Annotated in this window: 14 protein-coding genes and 1 pseudogene; 11 read left to right on the forward strand and 4 right to left on the reverse strand. The window is 38.2% G+C overall.

All coding sequences use genetic code 11. The features are described 5' to 3' along the window. Nucleotides 1–75 precede the first annotated feature (75 nt). Genes ACPEGP_RS01680 through ACPEGP_RS01690 form a run of 3 tightly spaced genes read left to right on the forward strand, consistent with a single transcriptional unit; the run spans nt 76 to nt 5,039 of the window. Entirely contained in the window at nt 76–2,175 is a 2,100-nt protein-coding gene (locus ACPEGP_RS01680; RefSeq protein WP_423813741.1) for a hypothetical protein, read from the forward strand. Continuing rightward, entirely contained in the window at nt 2,153–4,066 is a 1,914-nt protein-coding gene (locus ACPEGP_RS01685; protein WP_423813742.1) for a dynamin family protein, read from the forward strand. The genes ACPEGP_RS01680 and ACPEGP_RS01685 overlap by 23 nt, the downstream gene beginning before the upstream one ends. Further along, entirely contained in the window at nt 4,050–5,039 is a 990-nt protein-coding gene (locus tag ACPEGP_RS01690) for a hypothetical protein (RefSeq protein WP_423813743.1), read from the forward strand. Before ACPEGP_RS01685 ends, ACPEGP_RS01690 begins: the two co-directional genes overlap by 17 nt. 111 nt (nt 5,040–5,150) lie before the next feature. Here the strand turns inward: ACPEGP_RS01690 and ACPEGP_RS01695 are convergent. Next, nucleotides 5,151–5,285: pseudogene (locus ACPEGP_RS01695) on the reverse strand (integrase core domain-containing protein); the annotation flags it as partial. Nucleotides 5,286–5,331: 46 nt separating this feature from the next. Then, a protein-coding gene (locus ACPEGP_RS01700) for an IS3 family transposase (RefSeq protein WP_423813744.1) occupies nt 5,332–6,497 on the reverse strand; the annotation gives its coding sequence in 2 pieces (ribosomal slippage) (nt 5,332–6,239 and nt 6,239–6,497; 1,167 coding nt in all). Between the two features lie 512 nt (nt 6,498–7,009). On the opposite strand from ACPEGP_RS01700, the gene ACPEGP_RS01705 reads away from it, so the two are divergent. From ACPEGP_RS01705 to ACPEGP_RS01730, 6 genes are all read left to right on the forward strand, one after another. Continuing rightward, complete coding sequence (locus tag ACPEGP_RS01705; protein ID WP_423813745.1) at nt 7,010–9,361, forward strand: FepA family TonB-dependent siderophore receptor; 2,352 nt, start codon at nt 7,010–7,012, stop codon at nt 9,359–9,361. Between the two features lie 152 nt (nt 9,362–9,513). Beyond that, the gene (locus tag ACPEGP_RS01710; protein ID WP_423814229.1) at nt 9,514–10,461 is read left to right on the forward strand and encodes an IS256 family transposase, variant Zn-binding type; all 948 of its coding nucleotides are present in this window, start codon (nt 9,514–9,516) and stop codon (nt 10,459–10,461) included. A 111-nt stretch (nt 10,462–10,572) separates the two neighbouring features. Beyond that, a complete protein-coding gene (locus ACPEGP_RS01715) occupies nt 10,573–11,928 on the forward strand; it encodes a PLP-dependent aminotransferase family protein (protein ID WP_423813746.1) in 1,356 nt (451 codons plus the stop codon). A gap of 368 nt (nt 11,929–12,296) precedes the next feature. After that, a complete protein-coding gene (locus tag ACPEGP_RS01720; RefSeq protein WP_423813747.1) occupies nt 12,297–13,586 on the forward strand; it encodes a CitMHS family transporter in 1,290 nt (429 codons plus the stop codon). A 22-nt stretch (nt 13,587–13,608) separates the two neighbouring features. Further along, complete coding sequence (locus tag ACPEGP_RS01725) at nt 13,609–14,952, forward strand: acyclic terpene utilization AtuA family protein (protein ID WP_198328004.1); 1,344 nt, start codon at nt 13,609–13,611, stop codon at nt 14,950–14,952. After that, a complete protein-coding gene (locus ACPEGP_RS01730) occupies nt 14,953–15,252 on the forward strand; it encodes an AtuA-related protein (protein ID WP_238060452.1) in 300 nt (99 codons plus the stop codon). It abuts the gene before it with no gap. 156 nt (nt 15,253–15,408) lie between these two features. Here ACPEGP_RS01730 and ACPEGP_RS01735 read toward each other — a convergent pair whose 3' ends face one another. Together ACPEGP_RS01735 and ACPEGP_RS01740 are read right to left on the reverse strand one after the other, a co-directional pair. Then, on the reverse strand, nt 15,409–15,834 hold the full coding sequence (locus tag ACPEGP_RS01735) for a transposase family protein (RefSeq protein ID WP_423813748.1): 426 nt from the start codon (nt 15,832–15,834) through the stop codon (nt 15,409–15,411). 287 nt (nt 15,835–16,121) lie between these two features. Continuing rightward, nucleotides 16,122–17,003 carry an IS982 family transposase gene (locus tag ACPEGP_RS01740; RefSeq protein ID WP_423813749.1) on the reverse strand — a complete coding sequence of 294 codons (882 nt, stop codon included), beginning with the start codon at nt 17,001–17,003 and terminating at the stop codon, nt 16,122–16,124. Between the two features lie 788 nt (nt 17,004–17,791). On the opposite strand from ACPEGP_RS01740, the gene ACPEGP_RS01745 reads away from it, so the two are divergent. Both ACPEGP_RS01745 and ACPEGP_RS01750 read left to right on the forward strand, forming a co-directional pair. Beyond that, nucleotides 17,792–18,957 (forward strand): IS3 family transposase gene (locus ACPEGP_RS01745; protein ID WP_423813750.1). Its coding sequence is split into 2 segments (ribosomal slippage): nt 17,792–18,050 and nt 18,050–18,957, totalling 1,167 coding nucleotides; the frame shifts between segments, so codons are not numbered across the junction. Nucleotides 18,958–19,122: 165 nt separating this feature from the next. After that, the gene (locus ACPEGP_RS01750) at nt 19,123–20,112 is read left to right on the forward strand and encodes an OmpA family protein (protein ID WP_423813751.1); all 990 of its coding nucleotides are present in this window, start codon (nt 19,123–19,125) and stop codon (nt 20,110–20,112) included. The last annotated feature ends 62 nt before the right edge of the window (nt 20,113–20,174 follow it).

The raw sequence follows: 20,174 nt of genomic DNA on the forward strand, positions 1-20,174 counted from the left end.
TTTTTTTTAGGCTTAAACATATATTTATTCAATGAGTAAGAATAATTTTTTGAACTGCAAAATGGAGCGTAAAAAATGAATGCTGAATATTTAAAATTGCTAGAAAGCAACTTAAGACAAGTAATGAATATTGCCTGTGATCTTGATAGTTGCAGTAAAGAGACTTTGAAAAAAATTGTTGAAACATATCGGAAAATTCGCTTGAGTCGTCTGTTAGCTAATGAACACTTCGTAGCCATTGGAGGTACACAAGGAGCAGGAAAAACCACTTTGTTAAGTACCATCTATAATGCTGATGACTGGCTTACTTCTAATAGTGGTCGGGGGGAGCAAGTTCCTGTATTTGTTTATGAGAAGCAAGGCATTACAGAAATAATAGCTAGTAAGATTGTTTTTAACACAAAAACAAAAAAAGAATCCGAGATTGAGTGTGCCAAAGAAGAGTTTAAAAAGATTATCACTCAATGGGAAGGCGACGGTAAAGATGATGAACGTGTCGTTTACGTCAAATTATTTGTACCTGTAGTATTCGATATTCCCTTTGGTTGGGTATTATTACCAGGGTATGAGGTGGAGACACATAAAAACTATGCTTGGCAGCAGCTTATGCGCTATGTCATGACTCATGCTCTAGGCGTTGTCCTTGTAACTAGTGAAGAAAGACTGGCACATGTGCAAACTGATATTACTGATGACTTAGCAGAAAACTTACAATCTAGTCAGCCGGTTATTGCTATTTCTCGTTCAGAGAACTATCGCAATAATGAAGAAAAGATAAGCCAGCTGACTAAACGAGCAAAAGAAGTTTTTAAAGTCTCAGAGGATAAAGTCATTTTTACAGGAACCGATCTGAATAACTGGCGAGATAACTTTGAAAAAGCTGTAATACCTTTATTAAATAAGAACTCTGCTGTAGAAAATAATAAAATCCACACTTTATTAGAGGTCATTGATAATGATTTATCAGAAGTCATCAATGATCTTGAAGGTTTAGCACTAAATGCTGAGGTTAGCGATAGTGCTCAAAACAGTTTAGTAGATAAGCTTATAGACAAGTTTGATAAATCTGCCAATAAGTACAAACAAGACTTATTAAGAGAGCTTAATAGAAATACTGCGACATTGGTTGCAAAAGCAATCCAGCGTGCTCAAAAAGAATACGGTGAGGAAGAAGTAGGCTTAATAAATAATGTAAAACTAGGCTTTAAGTACATTACTTTTAACCGCTCAAAGGTTAATGATAAACGCAGAGAAAGAGTCAAGGATAACTTTACCCCTACAGCCGTTATGACTTCGAATTTGGAGGCTATCAATGAAACTGCTCAAAATCAATTAAACTTAAAGTTAAGTAATCATACACCTAACAACTTATTAGGTTATTCAGATACAAAAATGGACAACTATGAAGACTCTCCAACAGACTATCATGAATCAGTTAATGCAGGGCTTAGAATACTATTAAGAAAAGAAGAGTTACCTGATAATGGTAGCAGCAGGAAAAATAATAAAGTGATAATTGAAAAAGCCTTGGAAGTACTGCCTGCTGTAGCAATGGAGTACTCTCGCATTGTCCAAATTGCTTATTTACATTCAGATGGAGATAACTTTACTTTAAAAAACAAGCTCGAAAATAGAAATCTTGATACAACGGATATACAAGGATTAATGGCTAATGTAGTTAGAAATACTGATACGACTGCCGAAGGTGTTAAGACAGTTATGGGTATAGTTGGTTCGTTAACAGGCTTGGACATGATAGATGGTAAGCTTGATGGTCAAATCGATTTTTCAGATAGCTCATCGAACAACAATAATGGATTACAAACAGCTGCTTTATTAGCTACTAGAGTAGCAGGTTTAGCAGTCGCAGTTGGTGCTGTAGCATTCACTGCATACCAAATGTCTAATTCTGTTAATTCAATGGATATATCAAATAAAGCATTTATTGAGTCATACGCACAAGATCTAGGACGTAAAAACAATGCAATGGTAATTAGCGAATACGATGAGCATATGCAAAAAATATCACAGTATTTACGTTCAAACTTAGAGCAAATGTATGGTGTAGGTTCAACAGATACCCAGCATCATCTAATGGTGGCACTCAAATATTTAAAAAATACTCATAGAGACGTACGGAGAGTGTTGAACAATGAACAACTTAACTTGGTCTGAAGTTTATAAACATAGATTTGAGTGGGCTAAATCAGCTCACTCAAAATTTATGCTTAATTTTGACAACGACCTATATTCAACACATGAAATCAAAGATCAAATATTTGTGGCCGTCTACGGTGCTTCACAAGTGGGCAAAACATCTTTAATTCTTGAGCTAATAGGTGTACTCCCAGAACACCATAGTACGGTTCAGAATGTTCTTAGAGCGGATAGAGATTATGGAAGATCTGCTACAGCAACAGTAGTTCGCTATCGCGCGTCTAGTGATAACTACTGGCATATACATGATGTTAGCGAGAGTAGCAACGATAGGAAGAATTTAAATAAAAATCAAGCCAAAAAGGTTTTAGCAAAAATTCGTTCTGATATGGAAGTTATGGGAGACCAATATAATGTCGAAGAAATTGATATTAGTATTCCTGAAGAATATTTGAGTAAAAAAAGTGATCGATATAAAGATATTGTCATTCGCGATTTACCAGGAGTTAAAGCAGAAAACAATAATGAGCGCGAATTTGTTACTAAGGCGATTAAAGATAAGATTGAAAAAGCTGATTTAGTGCTATTAGTCACTACTATCGATAACATAGGTTTGGTAGTACAGCCTGAAAACTTAGAATTAGATGAGTTGCAAAAATGGAGGGTTAACCCACAAAGATTTAAGATTGTCTTTACTAAGTTTTATTCAGACGACTCAAGTCTAAGGCTCTGTAACCAACTTCATGAGCAAGAAGGTTCTATAAATAAAGATGATATTCGCACTCATATTCAAGAGCAAATATATACTTTGGATAATGATTGGAAATGGGATGTCAAAAGCCAACTTTACGCACTAGAGGTGGGAGATAGTTGGTATCAACTTTTAACAGAATATAGTGAAGAAACTCAGTCGCTAAAAAAAATTAGGAATGTGTTTTTCGATGAGCTAAAAGATGTTATTTACTCTGCTAGTAGTCCTATAATTAGGCTTTGTCATGGATATCAGATTGGTGAAATATCTAAAAACTTTAAGTTAGAAAAGAATCAAGAAATAAATATTGATCTAAATATATTAGAGAAAGAAATAAAAAAAATCAACAAAGAAATAAAAAATATTGATATTAGTATTGATAATCATCAAGCATCTATTGATTATGAGAAGAAATATACAAGCAATCGGGTAGCATATATTAATGATTTATATAATGATTATCGGAGTAAGATATCACATGTATCTATAAAAAAACTAAGTAAAACTATAAGAGAACCTGAACAACAAAATACTAGCATGCTAGCAGACTACTTATTAAAAAATATTATAATTATTGAGGATGAGTGGGAGTTAATTAAACGAGATAGTATAGGTAGTATTGATATTAGGGACTTTCCTTACTTAAATGACATAGATAGTATGCAATCTCGTCTAAAGAATTATACTTTTCAAACATATTTTTTTAAAGAAAACTATAGTAATGACTTAAAAAAAATAAAATATATCATCGATAAACAGTTGTCAAGTATGAATGAATCACTAAAGAATTCGTATTTAGAATGCTCGAGCTATATAAGAACAGAAAGTAATAAAAAAATCAAATACTCCAATAATACTATTCTAAAGTTAAAAAATAGAAAAAGGGATTTAGTTAAAAGGAGGTATATGCTGTATAGAAAAAAGTCAAATTTAGAAGAAAAATTAGAGAGATTTAATTATGAGCGTGATGTAGAAATAGAATACAGTAAGAACTTCTCAGAGTTTGTCCATACTGAATTTAAACTAGCTATATCATACTTTTCAAACCTTGCTAAAGAAGAATCAGATAATATGGCAAAGCTATATTGGATAATGTTGATTAGACAGTTGAATGTTGACTTTAAAATTGTAGAGGGAAAAAATGACAGAAAAAATTGATTATGAAGAATCATTCGATATCTTAGTGGAAGATATCTTCGGTAAGATGATAGAGGAAAAAAACTCTGATCAAAAAAATATGATACTTGATGATGTTGGACTTCAAATAGATTTTATAAAAAAAGAAATATCAAAAAATAGTAATATATTAAGTGGAAAAATATATAGAATTGAAGATTTTATAAAAAATGATATCGAGTTAGAAGATGTAGTAAAAAAAATAGAAAAAATTGATAAAACATCTCAAGACTTATTAGAATTTATTGACAAGCATAGTGTTGATATAAAAAATAATTTATCAGATTTACAGTCTTCAGCAGAAGCTAATAATAGTAAAAATACTAGCGAAATTATTGAAACCCTAAAAAAATGTAGTCAAGAGTTAATTGCAAAAGATGAGTCATTAAGTAGCTTGCTACAGTCTTCAGATTTGAGCCGTAAGGAGATAGCCAAAGAAACAATGCAGGTTATTTCTGAGGTTGGTCAATTACTAAATAATAATCTTGATACTTTATTGAGTACTATAGATGAGAACCGTCAGTTTACTGATGATACATATCAGAAATTCACAGAAGTTTTGCAGATAGAGAAAGAAATATTACTAACACACTCCTCTAATTTAGAAGAATTATTTTCTGAAAAAAATAATTATAATATTAGTAGGTTGTTAGAAGAAATGTCTGTTATCAATAAATTGATTTGTAGTAAATACGACTCTTTACTACAGCAAATAGATGAAAGTAGTCAAGGGATGGATAAGGAATTTACGTTAACCAAGGAAACTATGGAGTCTCAGTATAAAGAATTAAATTCTAGTTTGAAATCTACTATAGATAATGTGCTTATTAAGTCAAATAATAATTATGAAATTGTACAGAAAAAACTAGATAAAATATATTTATCTACTAAAGTTTTGGTAGTATTAAACTGTTTAATTTTAATAGCAGTTATCTTTGTTGCGTATGGTTCTTAAAACGCAATTTTTAACTAAATATAGTTTAATTGCTGCTTAACTACACTGAGCATGCTTTATAAAGGTCTATATAGGTAACCCTCCCAAACTTAAGACACCTAATAAATAGAATTAAGCTGCCTGATTGAGTTTCTGTATCGGTGTAAAACCGCCATTGCCCATGTTTGGGCGCTTATGATTATAATGGTATAACCAGTTTTCTGCTTGTGCGCGTACCTGCTCTAGATTATCAAACAGCTCCTGATTTGACCCCTGCCGTCAATCCCGTAGACTTAAACTTGGGAGATTTTAGTTACGCAGCCTGACGATAATAATCAAACCACACCTGTCTTGGTGATTTATAGCCCAAACCCTTTTGAATCCTAGTCTGGTTGTAATATAGCTCGATGTATCTAATGATATCGGTAATGGCGGCAAATCTAGTTTTATAATCCTTATGATATACCAACTCATTCTTCAATATGCCCCAGAAGCTTTCTATAGGTGCGTTGTCATAGCAATTACCTTTGCCGCTCATTGAGCCTGTAAACTTATGCTGCTTAACGATCTTGTGGTAGGCATGGCTGCAATACTGGCTGCCTCTGTCAGAGTGAACAATTAGCCCTTTGCTTGGACGTTTATTCCTGATGGCCATGTTCAATGCTTTGCATACTAGATCAGCGGTCATACGCTTGTTAATAGCGTAACCGACAAGCTCTTTGGTGTATAAGTCTTTGACCCCTGCTAAGTACAGCCAACCCTCATTCGTCCAGATATAGGTGATGTCGCTGACCCACGACTCGTTAGGGCGCTTAGCATCAAACTTCTGATCCAGTACGTTTGGATAGACCAGCTTGTTGTGATTGGAGTCGGTGGTGACTTTAAAGCGCTTATGACTACGACATTTAATGCCGTGTTGCTCTTTGATGCTTCTTACCATATACAGGCTAATGTTGTGGCCTTGCTCGCTTAGATGAGCATGCAGTCGATCTACGCCATAACGTTCTTTCATTTCATTGTGAGCGGCTTTAACCAGTAACTCGCACTGATTACGATGTACCTGCTGACAGCTGATATGACGACCTAGCCAGTCATAGTAGCTTGAGGGTTTAACGCTTAATACACGGCACATAGTAGTGGTGCTAAATATCTGACGATTGTCTTTGATAAAAGCGTACTTTACGGGCTGTTTTTCGCGAAGTACGCGGTCGCCTTTTTTAGAATCTCGCGCTCCTCTTCAGCCACTTTGAGCTGACGCTTGAGCTGCTTTATTTCTTGAAGAGCACTCATAAGGTCAGGATCATATTGCTCTGTGCCAACAAGCTTGCCTTGATTGGCTTTGTTATGCCAGTTTGATAGCGTTTGCATAGCAATACCTAACTGCTTTGCAGTAGCTGAGATATTGCCATTATTATCTGCTATCTTCTTGACAGCTTCAGCTTTAAATTCGTCACTGTAGGTTCTTACTTTCTTGGTCATGATAAACTCCGATTAATACGCTTAGTTTACCAAGTTTATCTCTACGGTTTTTTCAGCATAGCTCAACGATTGTCTCAAACAGAATTTTCTATATCATGTGCTTTAATTCTTTCTAAATCACGTTACCACCAACACCATCCAAAAATCGACTGACATTTTCGGAGGTTTTAGTTATGTAGCTTAACGATAAGGCTAATGATCAGCTAATTGAAGGTATTCGATATTGTATTGAAGAATAATGATAACTATTATCATTATTGTTTGCGTTATTTTTATAATGTTGCTAAAGTGTGCATTCTTTATTGCTGAGTAGTGGGTAGCTCTTTGCATCTTCTAGTTTTAAGATGTTATCTATATTAATACTTCAATTACTTATCTTACTTTTATAGCAATTAAAAAGCATAACTTTACCGTGTTTTTCTAGCAGGTAGTCATGATGTTATATCGAATCACCTCTATCAGAAAATTTGAAAAGCATTGGTGAATACTAAGTACCTTTAGGATTATTATCTATGCCAACATTTCGAACCCCTTCTGCTACAAAAAACCCTTGCTTACAAGAATTACCGCGTTTAACGACTAGGAAAGCTTTGCTTGGCATTACTATCGCCTCTATTCTTACTACTACTTCATTCGCAGCTGAGAGTGATGGCCTTACTGTACAACAAATAGCAGCGCAAGAAGCTGCGGAACAGCAAGCTCTGCCATCAGTTGAGCTAGAGACTATTGTAGTCAAGGCGGCACGAGAGGAGCTAGAACAAGCAGCTGGTCTGTCAGTAATTAGCGAAGAGGCGATTGAAAAAGCCTCTGTTTCCAATGACATTGCAGAGATCGTGCGCAAAATGCCTGGGGTTAATCTGTCAGGCTCGTCAACTTCTGGGCAACGTGGCAACCAGCGCCAGATTGATCTTCGCGGTATGGGCCCGAATAACACGCTGATTTTAATTGATGGTCGTCCTGTTACCTCTCGTAATGCGGTTCGTCCCGGTCGAGCTAGCGAGCAGGATACCCGTGGAGATTCACAATGGGTGCCGCCGAGTGCTATTGAACGAATCGAGGTGTTGCGTGGCCCAGCGGCGGCTCGATATGGTTCTGGTAGTATGGGCGGGGTAGTTAACATCATCACTAAAGCTTCTACCAAAAAAGAATTTTCGGTCACCGGTCATTACGAGTTGCCAGAGAGTAATTTGGAAGGTCAAGATTGGCGTACCAATATCAATATGGCTGGCTCTCTAAGTGATAAACTGTCTTTTCGTACCACGCTTGGCTATCATGACAGTGAAGGCGATGACCCCTACATTAATGCCGAAGATGCCCAGATTGTTGATGGGCGTGATGGGCCTGCGGCTTCGGTTGCGGCAGGTGTTGAAGGGGTAGAAAATGTAGACGTCCGCCAGCTTTTTGAATACGCTATGGATGCGATGAATACTGTGGGTTTTGAGGTCAACTACAGCACGCAAGATAACCGCTGGGCGGGCGACTCGCAATTCCAAACAGTCAATGATGACTTGGTCGAAACCCTAGGGGGTGACACCACCAATAAGATGCGCCGCTATGGTGCTGCTTTAACCCATCGAGGTGACTATGAAAACTCCCGTAGTAACAGCTATTTAGAGTTTAACCGTACCAATAATGAGCGCTTGGCTGAAGGTACTGGTGGTAGTATTGAAGGTCAAATTAAGCCTCCAGTAGAAGGCGAAGATTACCTATGGAACAAAGCGACTTATGACACACTTAACGCCAAGTCAGAGTGGGATATCTTTTTTGACCGCCACACCTTGACTGCAGGCGCTGAGTTCCGTGGTGAAAAACTCAATAATCCTGTGGTTTCAGATTTAACTTTTGATGAAGGCTTTGACTTTGGGGATGTGGAAACTGACCCTGCTAAGCGCGATCCAAAATCAGATGCTTACCTTGTCGGTGCTTATTTAGAAGACAACTACCAAATCACTCAAGATTGGTATGTAACCCCAGGGCTCCGTTTTGATTATCACAGCGAAGCCGGTAGCAATTGGTCACCGAGTATCAATACTACTTGGGACTTTAGCCCAAACTGGTCGGTGAAAGCAGGGGTCAGTCGCGCCTTTAAAGCACCATCACTTTATCAACTTGATCCCAACTATATCTACTACACTAAAGGCAATGGCTGTCCTTCTTGGATTCCGACTGATCAACGAGGCTGCTATGTTTTGGGTAACACTGATCTCGAGCATGAGACTTCTTGGAACAAAGAGCTGACTTTTACCTATGACGATGGTACAGGACTCAATGCTGGTCTGACGTATTATCATAATGCCTATGACAACCGTATTGGTGCGGGTGTAGATCGTGTGGGTGTAGTTGGTGTGGTGGTTGATAGTGCAGATATAAACCGCTCTGTTTTTCAATGGGAGAACCAAGGCGAAGCCATCATTGAGGGTCTTGAAGGCTTTGTAAAAGTGCCAGTGACTGACACGGTTTCTTGGTCTACTAATGTCACTGGAAATATTCGCTCAGAACGTAAAGATACTGGCGAAGCGTTATCATTAATCCCTAAGTTTACTGTTAATTCTAACGTTAACTGGGACATTACCCCACGTTGGAATACCGACTTTGGTGTTAGTTATTACGGAACTATTGAAGCGCCTGAAGTTTCAGTTACTACTGGCGATGCGTTAGAAACGCTAAAGCTTGATCGTAAGCCTTATGCACTTGCCAATATCAGCACTCGCTATAACTTGACGGATAGTGTCACCGTTGGTGCCGGAATCAAAAACTTATTTGATAAGCAAATTAAACGCGAAGGCACGGGTACCAATGCGGGTGCTCGAACTTTTAATGAGCCAGGTCGGGCTTATGTGTTTGATGTGAGTATTGATTTCTAATTCTTAGATACAGTATTTTCTTTAAGAATAAAAAAGGTCTGAACTAATGGTTCAGACCTTTTTATTTGGGTGATCAATTGTCTCATAATCTTGTAAAAAGGTGTAATGGACATTATTCATGCTGGCGTAGTGTCTAACGCTATATACTGTCTATATTTGCAAGGAATCAAAGCTATGAATCAAAAAACTGCCCTTTTTGTCATGATAAACACACCAAGAAGAATGGACGCAAGCTAGGCAAACAACAGTATCAATGTCTAGCTTGCAGACGGCAGTTTTTAGGTGGCAAAAGACTCAATAACCAGACCCTTTGGACTGAATACACCCAAGGGAAACAGACCTACAAACAACTGGCTGACAAGTATAGCTGTAGTCTTAAAACCATTCAAAGACGCTTAGACAAAGTCAGTACCCAGTATCAAGTTAAACGACCGAATACTGCTAACATCATCATGGATACCACTTACTTCGGTCGTAAGTTCGGTTTAATGGTTTTTATGGACAATACCACTAAAGCCGTTCTTTACTACGCGATAGTCAGTCATGAAACCAACAGTGCCTACAAGCAAGGAATTGATCATCTAGCATCGTTAGGCGTTGATGTACAAAGCATTACCTGTGATGGTAGACGAGGACTGCGTACGTTATTTACCTACACCCCTTGCCAGATGTGCCAGTTCCATCAGGTACAAATAGTAACTCGCTATCTCACTCGTCGACCTAAGAATATCGCAAGTATTGAGCTTAGACGGCTCACTTTAGACTTAACACAGCTTAATAAAGCTGACGTCATAGAGCACTTAGATTATTGGTTGTTAACTCATGAAGACTATCTTAATGAGCGTAGTACCAATGACGATAACAGTAGAACGTGGTACACGCATAAGCGTCTTAGAAGTGCTTATCGTAGTCTCAGAACCAATAGCGATTGGCTATTCACTTATCAAGAATATGGGCATTTAGATATACCAAATACCACCAATTATCTTGAAGGATTATTCAGTGAGTTAAAGCGACAATTACACAGTCATCACGGTCTAAGTGAGCAGCGTAAGGTGCGGTTTATTAAAGACTTTTTAGGGTCAAAGTCACTCAAATAGCATGAATTATGTCCATTAGCGACTACCTTCTACTTTTTAGCATGAATTTTGTCCATTACACCAGGTTATTATGATATTTAATGAGTCTTCTATTCAAATTGGAGTTGAAAGGTGAAGAAGTTCGAAGAAATATGCCTATTAGTTATTGATGACATCAAGTCTGGTAGAAAAAAAGTGGGGGATAAAATACCTTCGATTAGAGCGATGGCAGAAAAACACAAGGTGTCCAAGAATACAGTAGTAAATGCTTATAATATCTTACTCGAGCAACATTGGATCAAGGCGCTACCGAAATCAGGATTTTATGTCGGTGAAGATTTGTCCAATACACCGATGCTGAATTCAACCTCTTTTTATACTGGCATTGATTTATTAGAACAACAGATGATCAACGAGTCTTACCATAAACCTGGTGCGGGCCGCTACCCTAAAGAGTATATGGATAGGCTCAACCTCGAAAGCTACTTGGGGCAGGTAAGTGACAGCGATGAAGTATTACACTTCGACCGTGGTAATGGTGATCCATCTGGTAATATCTTACTTCGAGGACTAATTGTGGATATCCTGAGTAGGCGCGCGTTGACTGTTGAGTCTCAGAACTTATTGATGACCTATGGTACGAATCACAGTTTGGACTTGATCATTAGGCACTTTTTAACCAAAGACGATCATGTCATCGTAGAGTCTCCTGGATACTATCCATTATTTAGTAAGCTTGACTTACATCAAGTCCATATAAATGCTATCAAGCGAACTAGATTTGGTTTAGATTTAAACAATTTAGAGTCAATCATCCAAAAAAAACATCCTAAGATTTTATTTTTACAGCCTTTTGCCCATAATCCGACAGGGACAGACTTGACTGTCCCCAATATGACGGCTATTCAGGCACTATGCATGAATTATAATGTGCTCATTGTTGAAAATGATCCGTTTTTATTGACAAGAAATAACGCTGCAAGTTACTTTTTTAATAAAGATTGTCCAGTTATTTATGTGAGTAGTTTTTCAAAAACAGTGTCGGCTTCACTCAGGTGCGGTTTTATAGCTGCTTCTAAACCTGTGATCAAATCACTCACAAGGTTAAAAATGATCACCGTCATTAACACCTCCTCAATCACTGAAAATATTCTCAATCATCTCATCACCAGTGGTGCTTTAGCCAATCATCTACAAGCACTTAAAAGCATATCTTATGAGAAATCAGCCGCTGCCATCACCGCGCTGAACAAAATTGACGGACTTACGCTTTATCCTCACAATCCCAGCGGTAATTTTTTATGGTTTCGTATTCCGATGGATGACAAAAGAGCCGTGAACGATGCAAAAAGTAATAATATTTTTATTGCTCCAGGCAATCTGTTTTTTCCATCCGACCCCGCTTATTTTGCCTTAAGGGTTAATAAATTCTATATAGATAAAGTCACTGTTAAATTCATTAAGACAATCATATTTAATAATCACTAAAGCCTTCTCATTCTCAGCATTTACCAGCACCAATTCTATTTTTAATGTCTTTAAAAATCATTTAGCCTGTACTTTCAAAAAGCCAAGGCAGTAAATAGCCTCTAAGAATACAGCGATATTTGATAATATTGCTGCAGAAATATTTTACCTCTCCACATCTCCGTTTTTTCTATCAACTGCCTGTCTTGAAGCATAAATTTTTACTAAAAATGGGTACAGTTTTATGTGAAAAATCATCTCTGTACCCTTGGAAGCGTATTCCGTCCGTGATATTTCTATTACAGTCTGACGCAAGTCATCAGCTTATGCCAAGGCGGACTGGTAGGGATATTACAGGGAAGAAGTTAACTTTTAAAAGGAGAGTAAATTTGTTGGCTTTATTGGGGTTTTTGACGATTGCTGTATTTTTGGGATTGATACTGACTAAGAAAGTATCCGTAATTGTTTCGCTAATTTTAGTACCGATTGTTTTTGCCTTAATTGGCGGTTTTGGCAGTGAGCTGGGAATCTTTATGTTGGATGGTATTGTCAGCGTCGCACCCACAGGCATCATGTTAGGATTTGCTATTTTGTTTTTTGGCGTGATGAACAATGCAGGTTTATTTGATCCGATGATTTCGAGGATCTTAAAACTGGTTAAAGGAGATCCAGTAAAAATTACCATAGGGACGGTTATTATTGCGATGGTTGCTCACTTAGATGGATCTGGAGCTTCCACTTTTTTGATTACCATTCCTGCGCTGCTACCTCTATACAATAAGTTAGGGATGAGCAGAATTGTACTGGCGGGTATGGTGGCTCTTGGCGCAGGTACTATGAATTTGACACCTTGGGGCGGACCGACCGCAAGAGCCGCAGCCGCACTAGATGTCAGTACGGCACAATTATTTAATCCTATCATTCCGGCCTTTATAGCGGGTATCGTTTGGATTGTTTTTGTAGCATATCTGGTGGGCAAAAAAGAGCGTAAGCGCTTAGGCGTTCAAGAGATGGAGCACAGTTTACATGATGAAATGACGGAAGAAGAGCGCAGTATGCGCCGTCCGAAACTGTTTTGGTTCAACTTGGTTTTAACCATTCTAACCATTGTGGCCTTGGTTCAAGTTTGGTTGCCTTTACCGATCGTCTTTATGGTGGCGTTCGCAGTCGCTGTCCTCATAAATTACCCTAAACCAAATGATCAGATGGATCAAATAAGAACCCAATCCGTAGGCATGATTACCGTTGTTTCTATTATTTTTGCAGCAGGTATTTTTACAGGTATTCTTTCAGGTACTGGTATGATCACGGCTATGGCCACTTCACTGGTCAATATCATTCCAGAGGCTGTGGGTGGCTCTATGGGCGTTATTGTCGCCGTAATAGGTATGCCATTAAGTTTAATTTTCACGCCAGATGCTTATTATTTTGGTGTCATGCCAATTCTCGCGCAAACAGCCAGTGCATACGGACTTGATCCAATACAAATTGGTCAAGCATCGATGCTGGGACAAATGACAACGGGATTTCCATTGAGCCCGCTGACCGCATCAACCTTTTTATTAATTGGTTTGGCAGGGGTAGAACTGGCTGACCACCAAAAATTCGTATTCAAATGGGCGTTTGGTACCACAATAGTTATGACTGTAGTGGCCGTTATTACCGGTGTCATTATATAAATAGAATAAAATGGAGTATGCTATGAAATCTATCAAAATAGGGTCGGGCGCAGGTTATTCAGATGACAGGCTACAACCTGCACTTGATATCATTCAGTACGGAGAAGTCGATTACATTGTTTTTGAATGTCTTGCAGAACGTACGATTGCCATTGCACAGCAACGAAAAATGAAGAACCCAAAACAAGGTTATGATAGCTTGCTTGAATATCGCATGGAGCAGGTTTTACCGCTTTGTGTAAAAAATAAAGTAAAAATAGTCACCAATATGGGTGCTGCTAATCCAGAAGCGGCTGCCGAAATGATCAAAAATATTGCACAAAAGCAAGGGCTACATAATCTGAAAATAGCAGCAGTCACAGGCGATGATGTATTTTCAAGAATTAATTATTATCAGAATGAAACGCTGCTAGAAAACAACAAACAGATCAAAGACCTTGTCTCGTCAATTGTATCTGCTAACGCGTATATTGGCGCAAGAGGAATTGTTCAAGCGCTTGAATCGGGGGCTGACATTGTGATTACTGGTAGAGCAGCTGATCCGTCCCTATTTCTTGGACCTATGATGTATGAGTTTGGCTGGTCTTTTGAAGATACTGAACTGCTAGGGAAAGGTACCATAGGTGGCCATCTTATGGAGTGCGGTGCTCAAATCACGGGTGGCTATTTTGCAGATCCTGGATATAAAGAAGTGCCAGAACTTTGGAACGTAGGGTTCCCGATTATGGAAGTGGATGAAAAAGGTGATTATAACATTACTAAACTGGATGACGCTGGCGGTTTGGTTTCTCTAGCAACTGTAAAAGAACAATTACTGTATGAAATCCATGATCCAGCCAACTATCTGACTCCCGATGTTATTGCTGACTTTTCCAAGATTCAAGTCGAAGAAGTAGAGAGTAATGTTATTAAGGTATTTGGCGGGTCTGGTAAGCCAAAAACAGGTTTGCTAAAAACCAGTATAGGATATAAAGATGGCTATATTGCTGAGGCAGAAATCAGCTATGGGGGTTCAGGCTCAGTTCAAAGAGCCAATTTAGCAAAAGAAATTATTCAAAAAAGGCTGGCCGCTCAAAACATAGAACCCAATGAAATTCGTTATGATTTTATCGGACTTAACTCATTATATGGAAATAAAATACTGAGTACGCAGGAAGCGGATGAGGTCAGACTTCGTATTGCTACAAGAGTCGAAAATGATGTAATGGCTGAAGCTATTATTCGAGAAGTAGAGTCACTTTATACAAATGGTCCCGCAGGTGGTGGTGGGATTCGCTCAAACATTAAAGAGATCGTTTCAATAGGCTCAATTTTGATTCCAGAAGAAGATACAAATATTAAAATTTCATATTGTGAGGTGACATAAATGAAATTGCGTGAAATAGCTCATTCTCGAACCGGTGATAAAGGTGATATATCAAATATTTCGCTTATAGCATTCAAAAGCGAAGACTATGAGTTGATTAAAGAGAAAGTTACTGAGAGGGTAGTAAAAGAATGGTTCAAGGGTATTGTGCAAGGAAAGGTCGTCCGCTATGAACTGCCAAACCTTAATGCATTCAACTTTGTTATGTATGGAGCCTTAGGTGGTGGTGTTACAAAATCCTTAGCACAGGATATGCACGGGAAAAGTTTAAGTTCTAAATTATTGGATTTAGACATATAAATGGACAAGATTCTTCAATAGAGTGCTATGTTCGATAGAGAAAAAGTGTACATCGCTTAAATTTATAGGCCAGGTCAGGATAGAGCAGCCAACCGAGTAGCAATTGCAATATTAAGACGGTGATTTAAACAGTAAGTAATAGACCTCTTGCAAAAGTCATAGGTTTAGCTCGAAATTAATGATACCAGCAAACAGCTTCATTCTAAGATCATAGCGCTGACGACGGTTACGATATTTATGAGCCACGATTTTGAACAACTTGATTAAGCCTATTTTGTGCTCAACCACAATACGGAACTTTGCCAGATAGTGATTGGCCTGTTTGCATATCTCCAGTAACTGACCACCACGTGGCTTTTTAAAAGGGGTGAAGGTTTGCTTATGTAGCTTTGGTATACCTTGATAGCCACTATCTGCTAGTAATTTAGCATTGTCAGGAAGCCAATCAGGACAAGTATCTTTATAGAGCTTAAAATCGTGGATTGACCCTTTGCAGGTTTGCACATCAAGTATCAACCCTGTTTGCCAATGAACGATAACCTGTGCTTTCAAGGTGTGTTGTTTTTTCTTACCGCTATACATTGTAGTGGCACACTAAATTTGGACTGTATTTAAGAGGAGATGTGCCGCCCACAAAAAAGCCAGACAGCCTAAGCTGTCTGGCTTTAAAATTTCTAATAACTTATCTACTATTATGTTCCCGCCATACAGCATGCTCACATACCTCACAGCACCAACTGTCTTTTGCCCGCATATATGGAATGTCTGCTGGTATTTGTAAGGGACAAACATAGCCGCAGTACTCACAAAGCACATCATCTAAATAACCCCAGTTCGGGATAAGCCACATTGTAACTCATTGATACTATTTACAATGTCGCTACCTGTCCCTGCTGAGGCATGTTTTTGATGGTGGGCTTATAGGGAAACCAGCAATAAGCAATCAACCCTGACAGCAAGTTTGTGATAAACCCCGTGACACTACGATGGCGTGAGTGTTCGATTTGGCACAAGTTTTTAAGCTCTCCAAACACCGTTTCAACCAAAGAGCGATGATTGAGTAGTGCCTCATCCATCGGCTTGAGTAATTGGGGTTTCATATTACGCCGAAGTTTAGTTATCAACGTAGTATCACTGTGTTTTGTGAGCCACTCGTTCAGTGCTTTACTGATATAGCCTCTATCCCCAAACACCTTGCCAAACACAGGTGTTGCCATATCCTTAACAGGCACTCTGTCATCCGTATTACCCGCAGTGACTTTAACAGATACAAGCTCGCCCTTATGATTGATAATGGCGTGTAGCTTAAAGCCATAGAACCAGCCCATGCTGCTTTTGCCTCGGGTTGCAAGTCCCTTAAAGACTTTATGACGGTAGATACGTTTGTTATGACAAACTGCTATCTTGGTTGAATCAATATAGCTGATACCTGTACAGTCGCCCATCATGCTTTGCAAGTAGCTGCACAGTGGTATGATACTGCGCGGCATAAGCTCTATAAATCGCGAGTAGCTCGGCAGATTTGGAAACTCCCGTTTCATCATGCCAAGCATGTGATGGTAGTAAAACGCCTTAAACTGTCGATACCGCCGTTGATGAAACAGTACCAAGATGGTCATCATCTCTGCTACACTTATCTGGCATGCTCTTAGCCGTTGACGGCCCGTTGCGATTAAATGAGCGTCAAACTCAGGTTTGAATTGCTGATAAAAGTCGTCAATATGGCAGTATAGTTCGGTTAGGTTGTCCATGTAAGAAGTCCTTTTTGCTTAAGTGGTCTTGGTAAACTTACTTTAGCAACTTCGGACTTCTTTTTTTACCTTTTTTTGAGCCCTTATCCCGAACTGGGGGTTAATAGTGACGTACATTAATGTCAATACCATTCACGTCGGCAGCTTTCTAATTTCTTAGTTAATTTCTATTATCAGTAATAGTATTTATTGATGTCATTAAGAAGATAACCAGTTTAATCACCAGTATTCTTCCTCTACCTTGTATAAATTGTCACCTAATTAGTGCAGTAATTTACTCAAAAAAGGATTCGGATTCAGAACTTTTATCAGTGATTCTCTGAAAGTTTATACCTTGATGTGTGTCAGAAAGGTAAATCAAAAGAACATGCATCACAGTGAGAAGATCTCTAATCTAAAGAATCCACTACTTTTTGTTGTAAAGAATTATTCGCAATGTACTAATAATATTACATAAGTAAGTTAATCTAATAAAAGCGAGCTAATTGTAATTATTTACTTATTATAAGTTTAATACTTCAGTATTGAAAATGTAGTATTAATGTTTCTTTACAATTTACCTTACATAAGTTCTTTTGTTTTCAGGCGTTGATAAACATAGTATTCACGCAATTCATATATAAGAATTAAGCATTTTTCTAAACATTCTGAAATTGCATTATTAATTGATGTGAATATAATAAAATTTAACTACGTCTCTATTTTATAAAATAATATGCTAAATGAGCTATGCTGAAGAAACCGTACAACTAAACTTGGTAAACTAAGCACAATTATAGGAGTTTACCATGACCAAGAAATTAAGAACCTACAGTAACGAATTTAAAGCTGAAGCTGTCAAGAAGATAGCAGATAATAATGGCAATATCTCAGCTACTGCAAAGCAGTTAGGTATTGCTATGCAAACGCTATCAAACTGGCATAACAAAGCCAATCAAGGCAAGCTTGTTGGCACAGAGCAATATGATCCTGACCTTATGAGTGCTCTTCAAGAAATAAAGCAGCTCAAGCGTCAGCTCAAAGTGGCTGAAGAGGAGCGCGAGATTCTAAAAAAGGCGACCGCGTACTTCGCGAAAAACAGCCCGTAAAGTACGCTTTTATCAAAGACAATCGTCAGATATTTAGCACCACTACTATGTGCCGTGTATTAAGCGTTAAACCCTCAAGCTACTATGACTGGCTAGGTCGTCATATCAGCTGTCAGCAGGTACATCGTAATCAGTGCGAGTTACTGGTTAAAGCCGCTCACAATGAAATGAAAGAACGTTATGGCGTAGATCGACTGCATGCTCATCTAAGCGAGCAAGGCCACAACATTAGCCTGTATATGGTAAGAAGCATCAAAGAGCAACACGGCATTAAATGTCGTAGTCATAAGCGCTTTAAAGTCACCACCGACTCCAATCACAACAAGCTGGTCTATCCAAACGTACTGGATCAGAAGTTTGATGCTAAGCGCCCTAACGAGTCGTGGGTCAGCGACATCACCTATATCTGGACGAATGAGGGTTGGCTGTACTTAGCAGGGGTCAAAGACTTATACACCAAAGAGCTTGTCGGTTACGCTATTAACAAGCGTATGACCGCTGATCTAGTATGCAAAGCATTGAACATGGCCATCAGGAATAAACGTCCAAGCAAAGGGCTAATTGTTCACTCTGACAGAGGCAGCCAGTATTGCAGCCATGCCTACCACAAGATCGTTAAGCAGCATAAGTTTACAGGCTCAATGAGCGGCAAAGGTAATTGCTATGACAACGCACCTATAGAAAGCTTCTGGGGCGTCTTGAAGAATGAGTTGGTATATCATCAAGATTATAAAACGAGGTTTGCAGCCACTAGCGATATCATTGGGTATATTGAGCTGTATTATAATCAGACTAGGATTCAAAAGGGCTTGGGCTATCGAGCGCCAAGACAGGTGTGGTTTGACTACTATCGTCAGGCTGCGTAATTAAAATCTCCCAAGTTTGGTTCTACGGATTTGACAGCATGGGTCAAAAAAATTTCATAATAACTGTAATAAATATCGTTTAAAGATGATGATTTTTTAATAAGAATGAATTGTATAAGAGAAAAATAGATGCCCATAAACTAGATTTTATTAGGATGAAAAGCTATGGACAGTAAAGGTTTACTATTATCGACGACATTGTTTACATTGGTAGGTTTGGTAGGCTGTCAAACTGTACCAAATGATAAAATAAAATTTTCCTCTAGTGATACCCAGCGAGTTAATCAAGTTGGTTGGGAAAAAAGTGGTGAATTATTTCGTTTGCCTAATGATAGTGATCTAAAAGTAAATGAGCGTAGAATTGTTTTTTTTCGAGACGCTCACAATGAGAAAAAAAATAATATCAATATAGGTATTGGACTGGATAATATTTTTCAAACCAGTCTAGACAATGGTCATTACTCGGAAAAAATCATTTGTGATAACGCACAAATCATCAATGCGTCAGTCTTAAAAGAAAATGGCGATATCGTTTCTTATTCAGAAAGTTTTCAATTCCTTCCTCAAAAAACAACTTATATAAGAGTTAGCTTAACAGCAACGGGCAAACCTGTTCTTCAGCAAATATCAGCCAACGAAGCCTTGTCATCATTGAGCCAAGCCAATCGCCAGACGCATCAAATCAGTCGTATGCCATCAGACTGTAGCATGACAAGTCAAACGCTACTCAGTCAGCCATTGCCAAATCAAAATCTACCAAAAGAACCAGTCAAGAAACCTATAGCAAATACTCCAGTAGATATAAGTGATCTTAAACAGTTCAGTGTGTTATTTGATTTTGATAGCGCGAACTTGAAAAACAACAATAACGCTGTGCTAGATGGCATGGCCAGTTTTATTCAGTCTTATCCAAGAACCAATATCACTGTGGAAGGTCATACAGACAGTCGAGGTTCTGAAAGCTATAACTTGCAGCTTTCTCAAAAGCGCGCAAATACAGTAAAAAATATTTTAGTAGATAAATATGGTATGCAGCCTTCACGTTTACGCGCCGTAGGGTACGGAGAGGCGATGCCAATTGATACCAATGATACTGAAGAAGGACGCCAAAACAACCGCCGAGTTGTCACCACTGTTAGTGAAAAAGTTAACTGAATCAAATCTTTATTCTAAGTCGATACTTATTTTATTTAGAATTAATTAATTAAGGATGATTT

The sequence above is a fragment of the Psychrobacter sp. 219-2-C genome, from assembly GCF_049560815.1.
Taxonomy (GTDB): Bacteria; Pseudomonadota; Gammaproteobacteria; order Pseudomonadales; family Moraxellaceae; genus Psychrobacter; species Psychrobacter faecalis.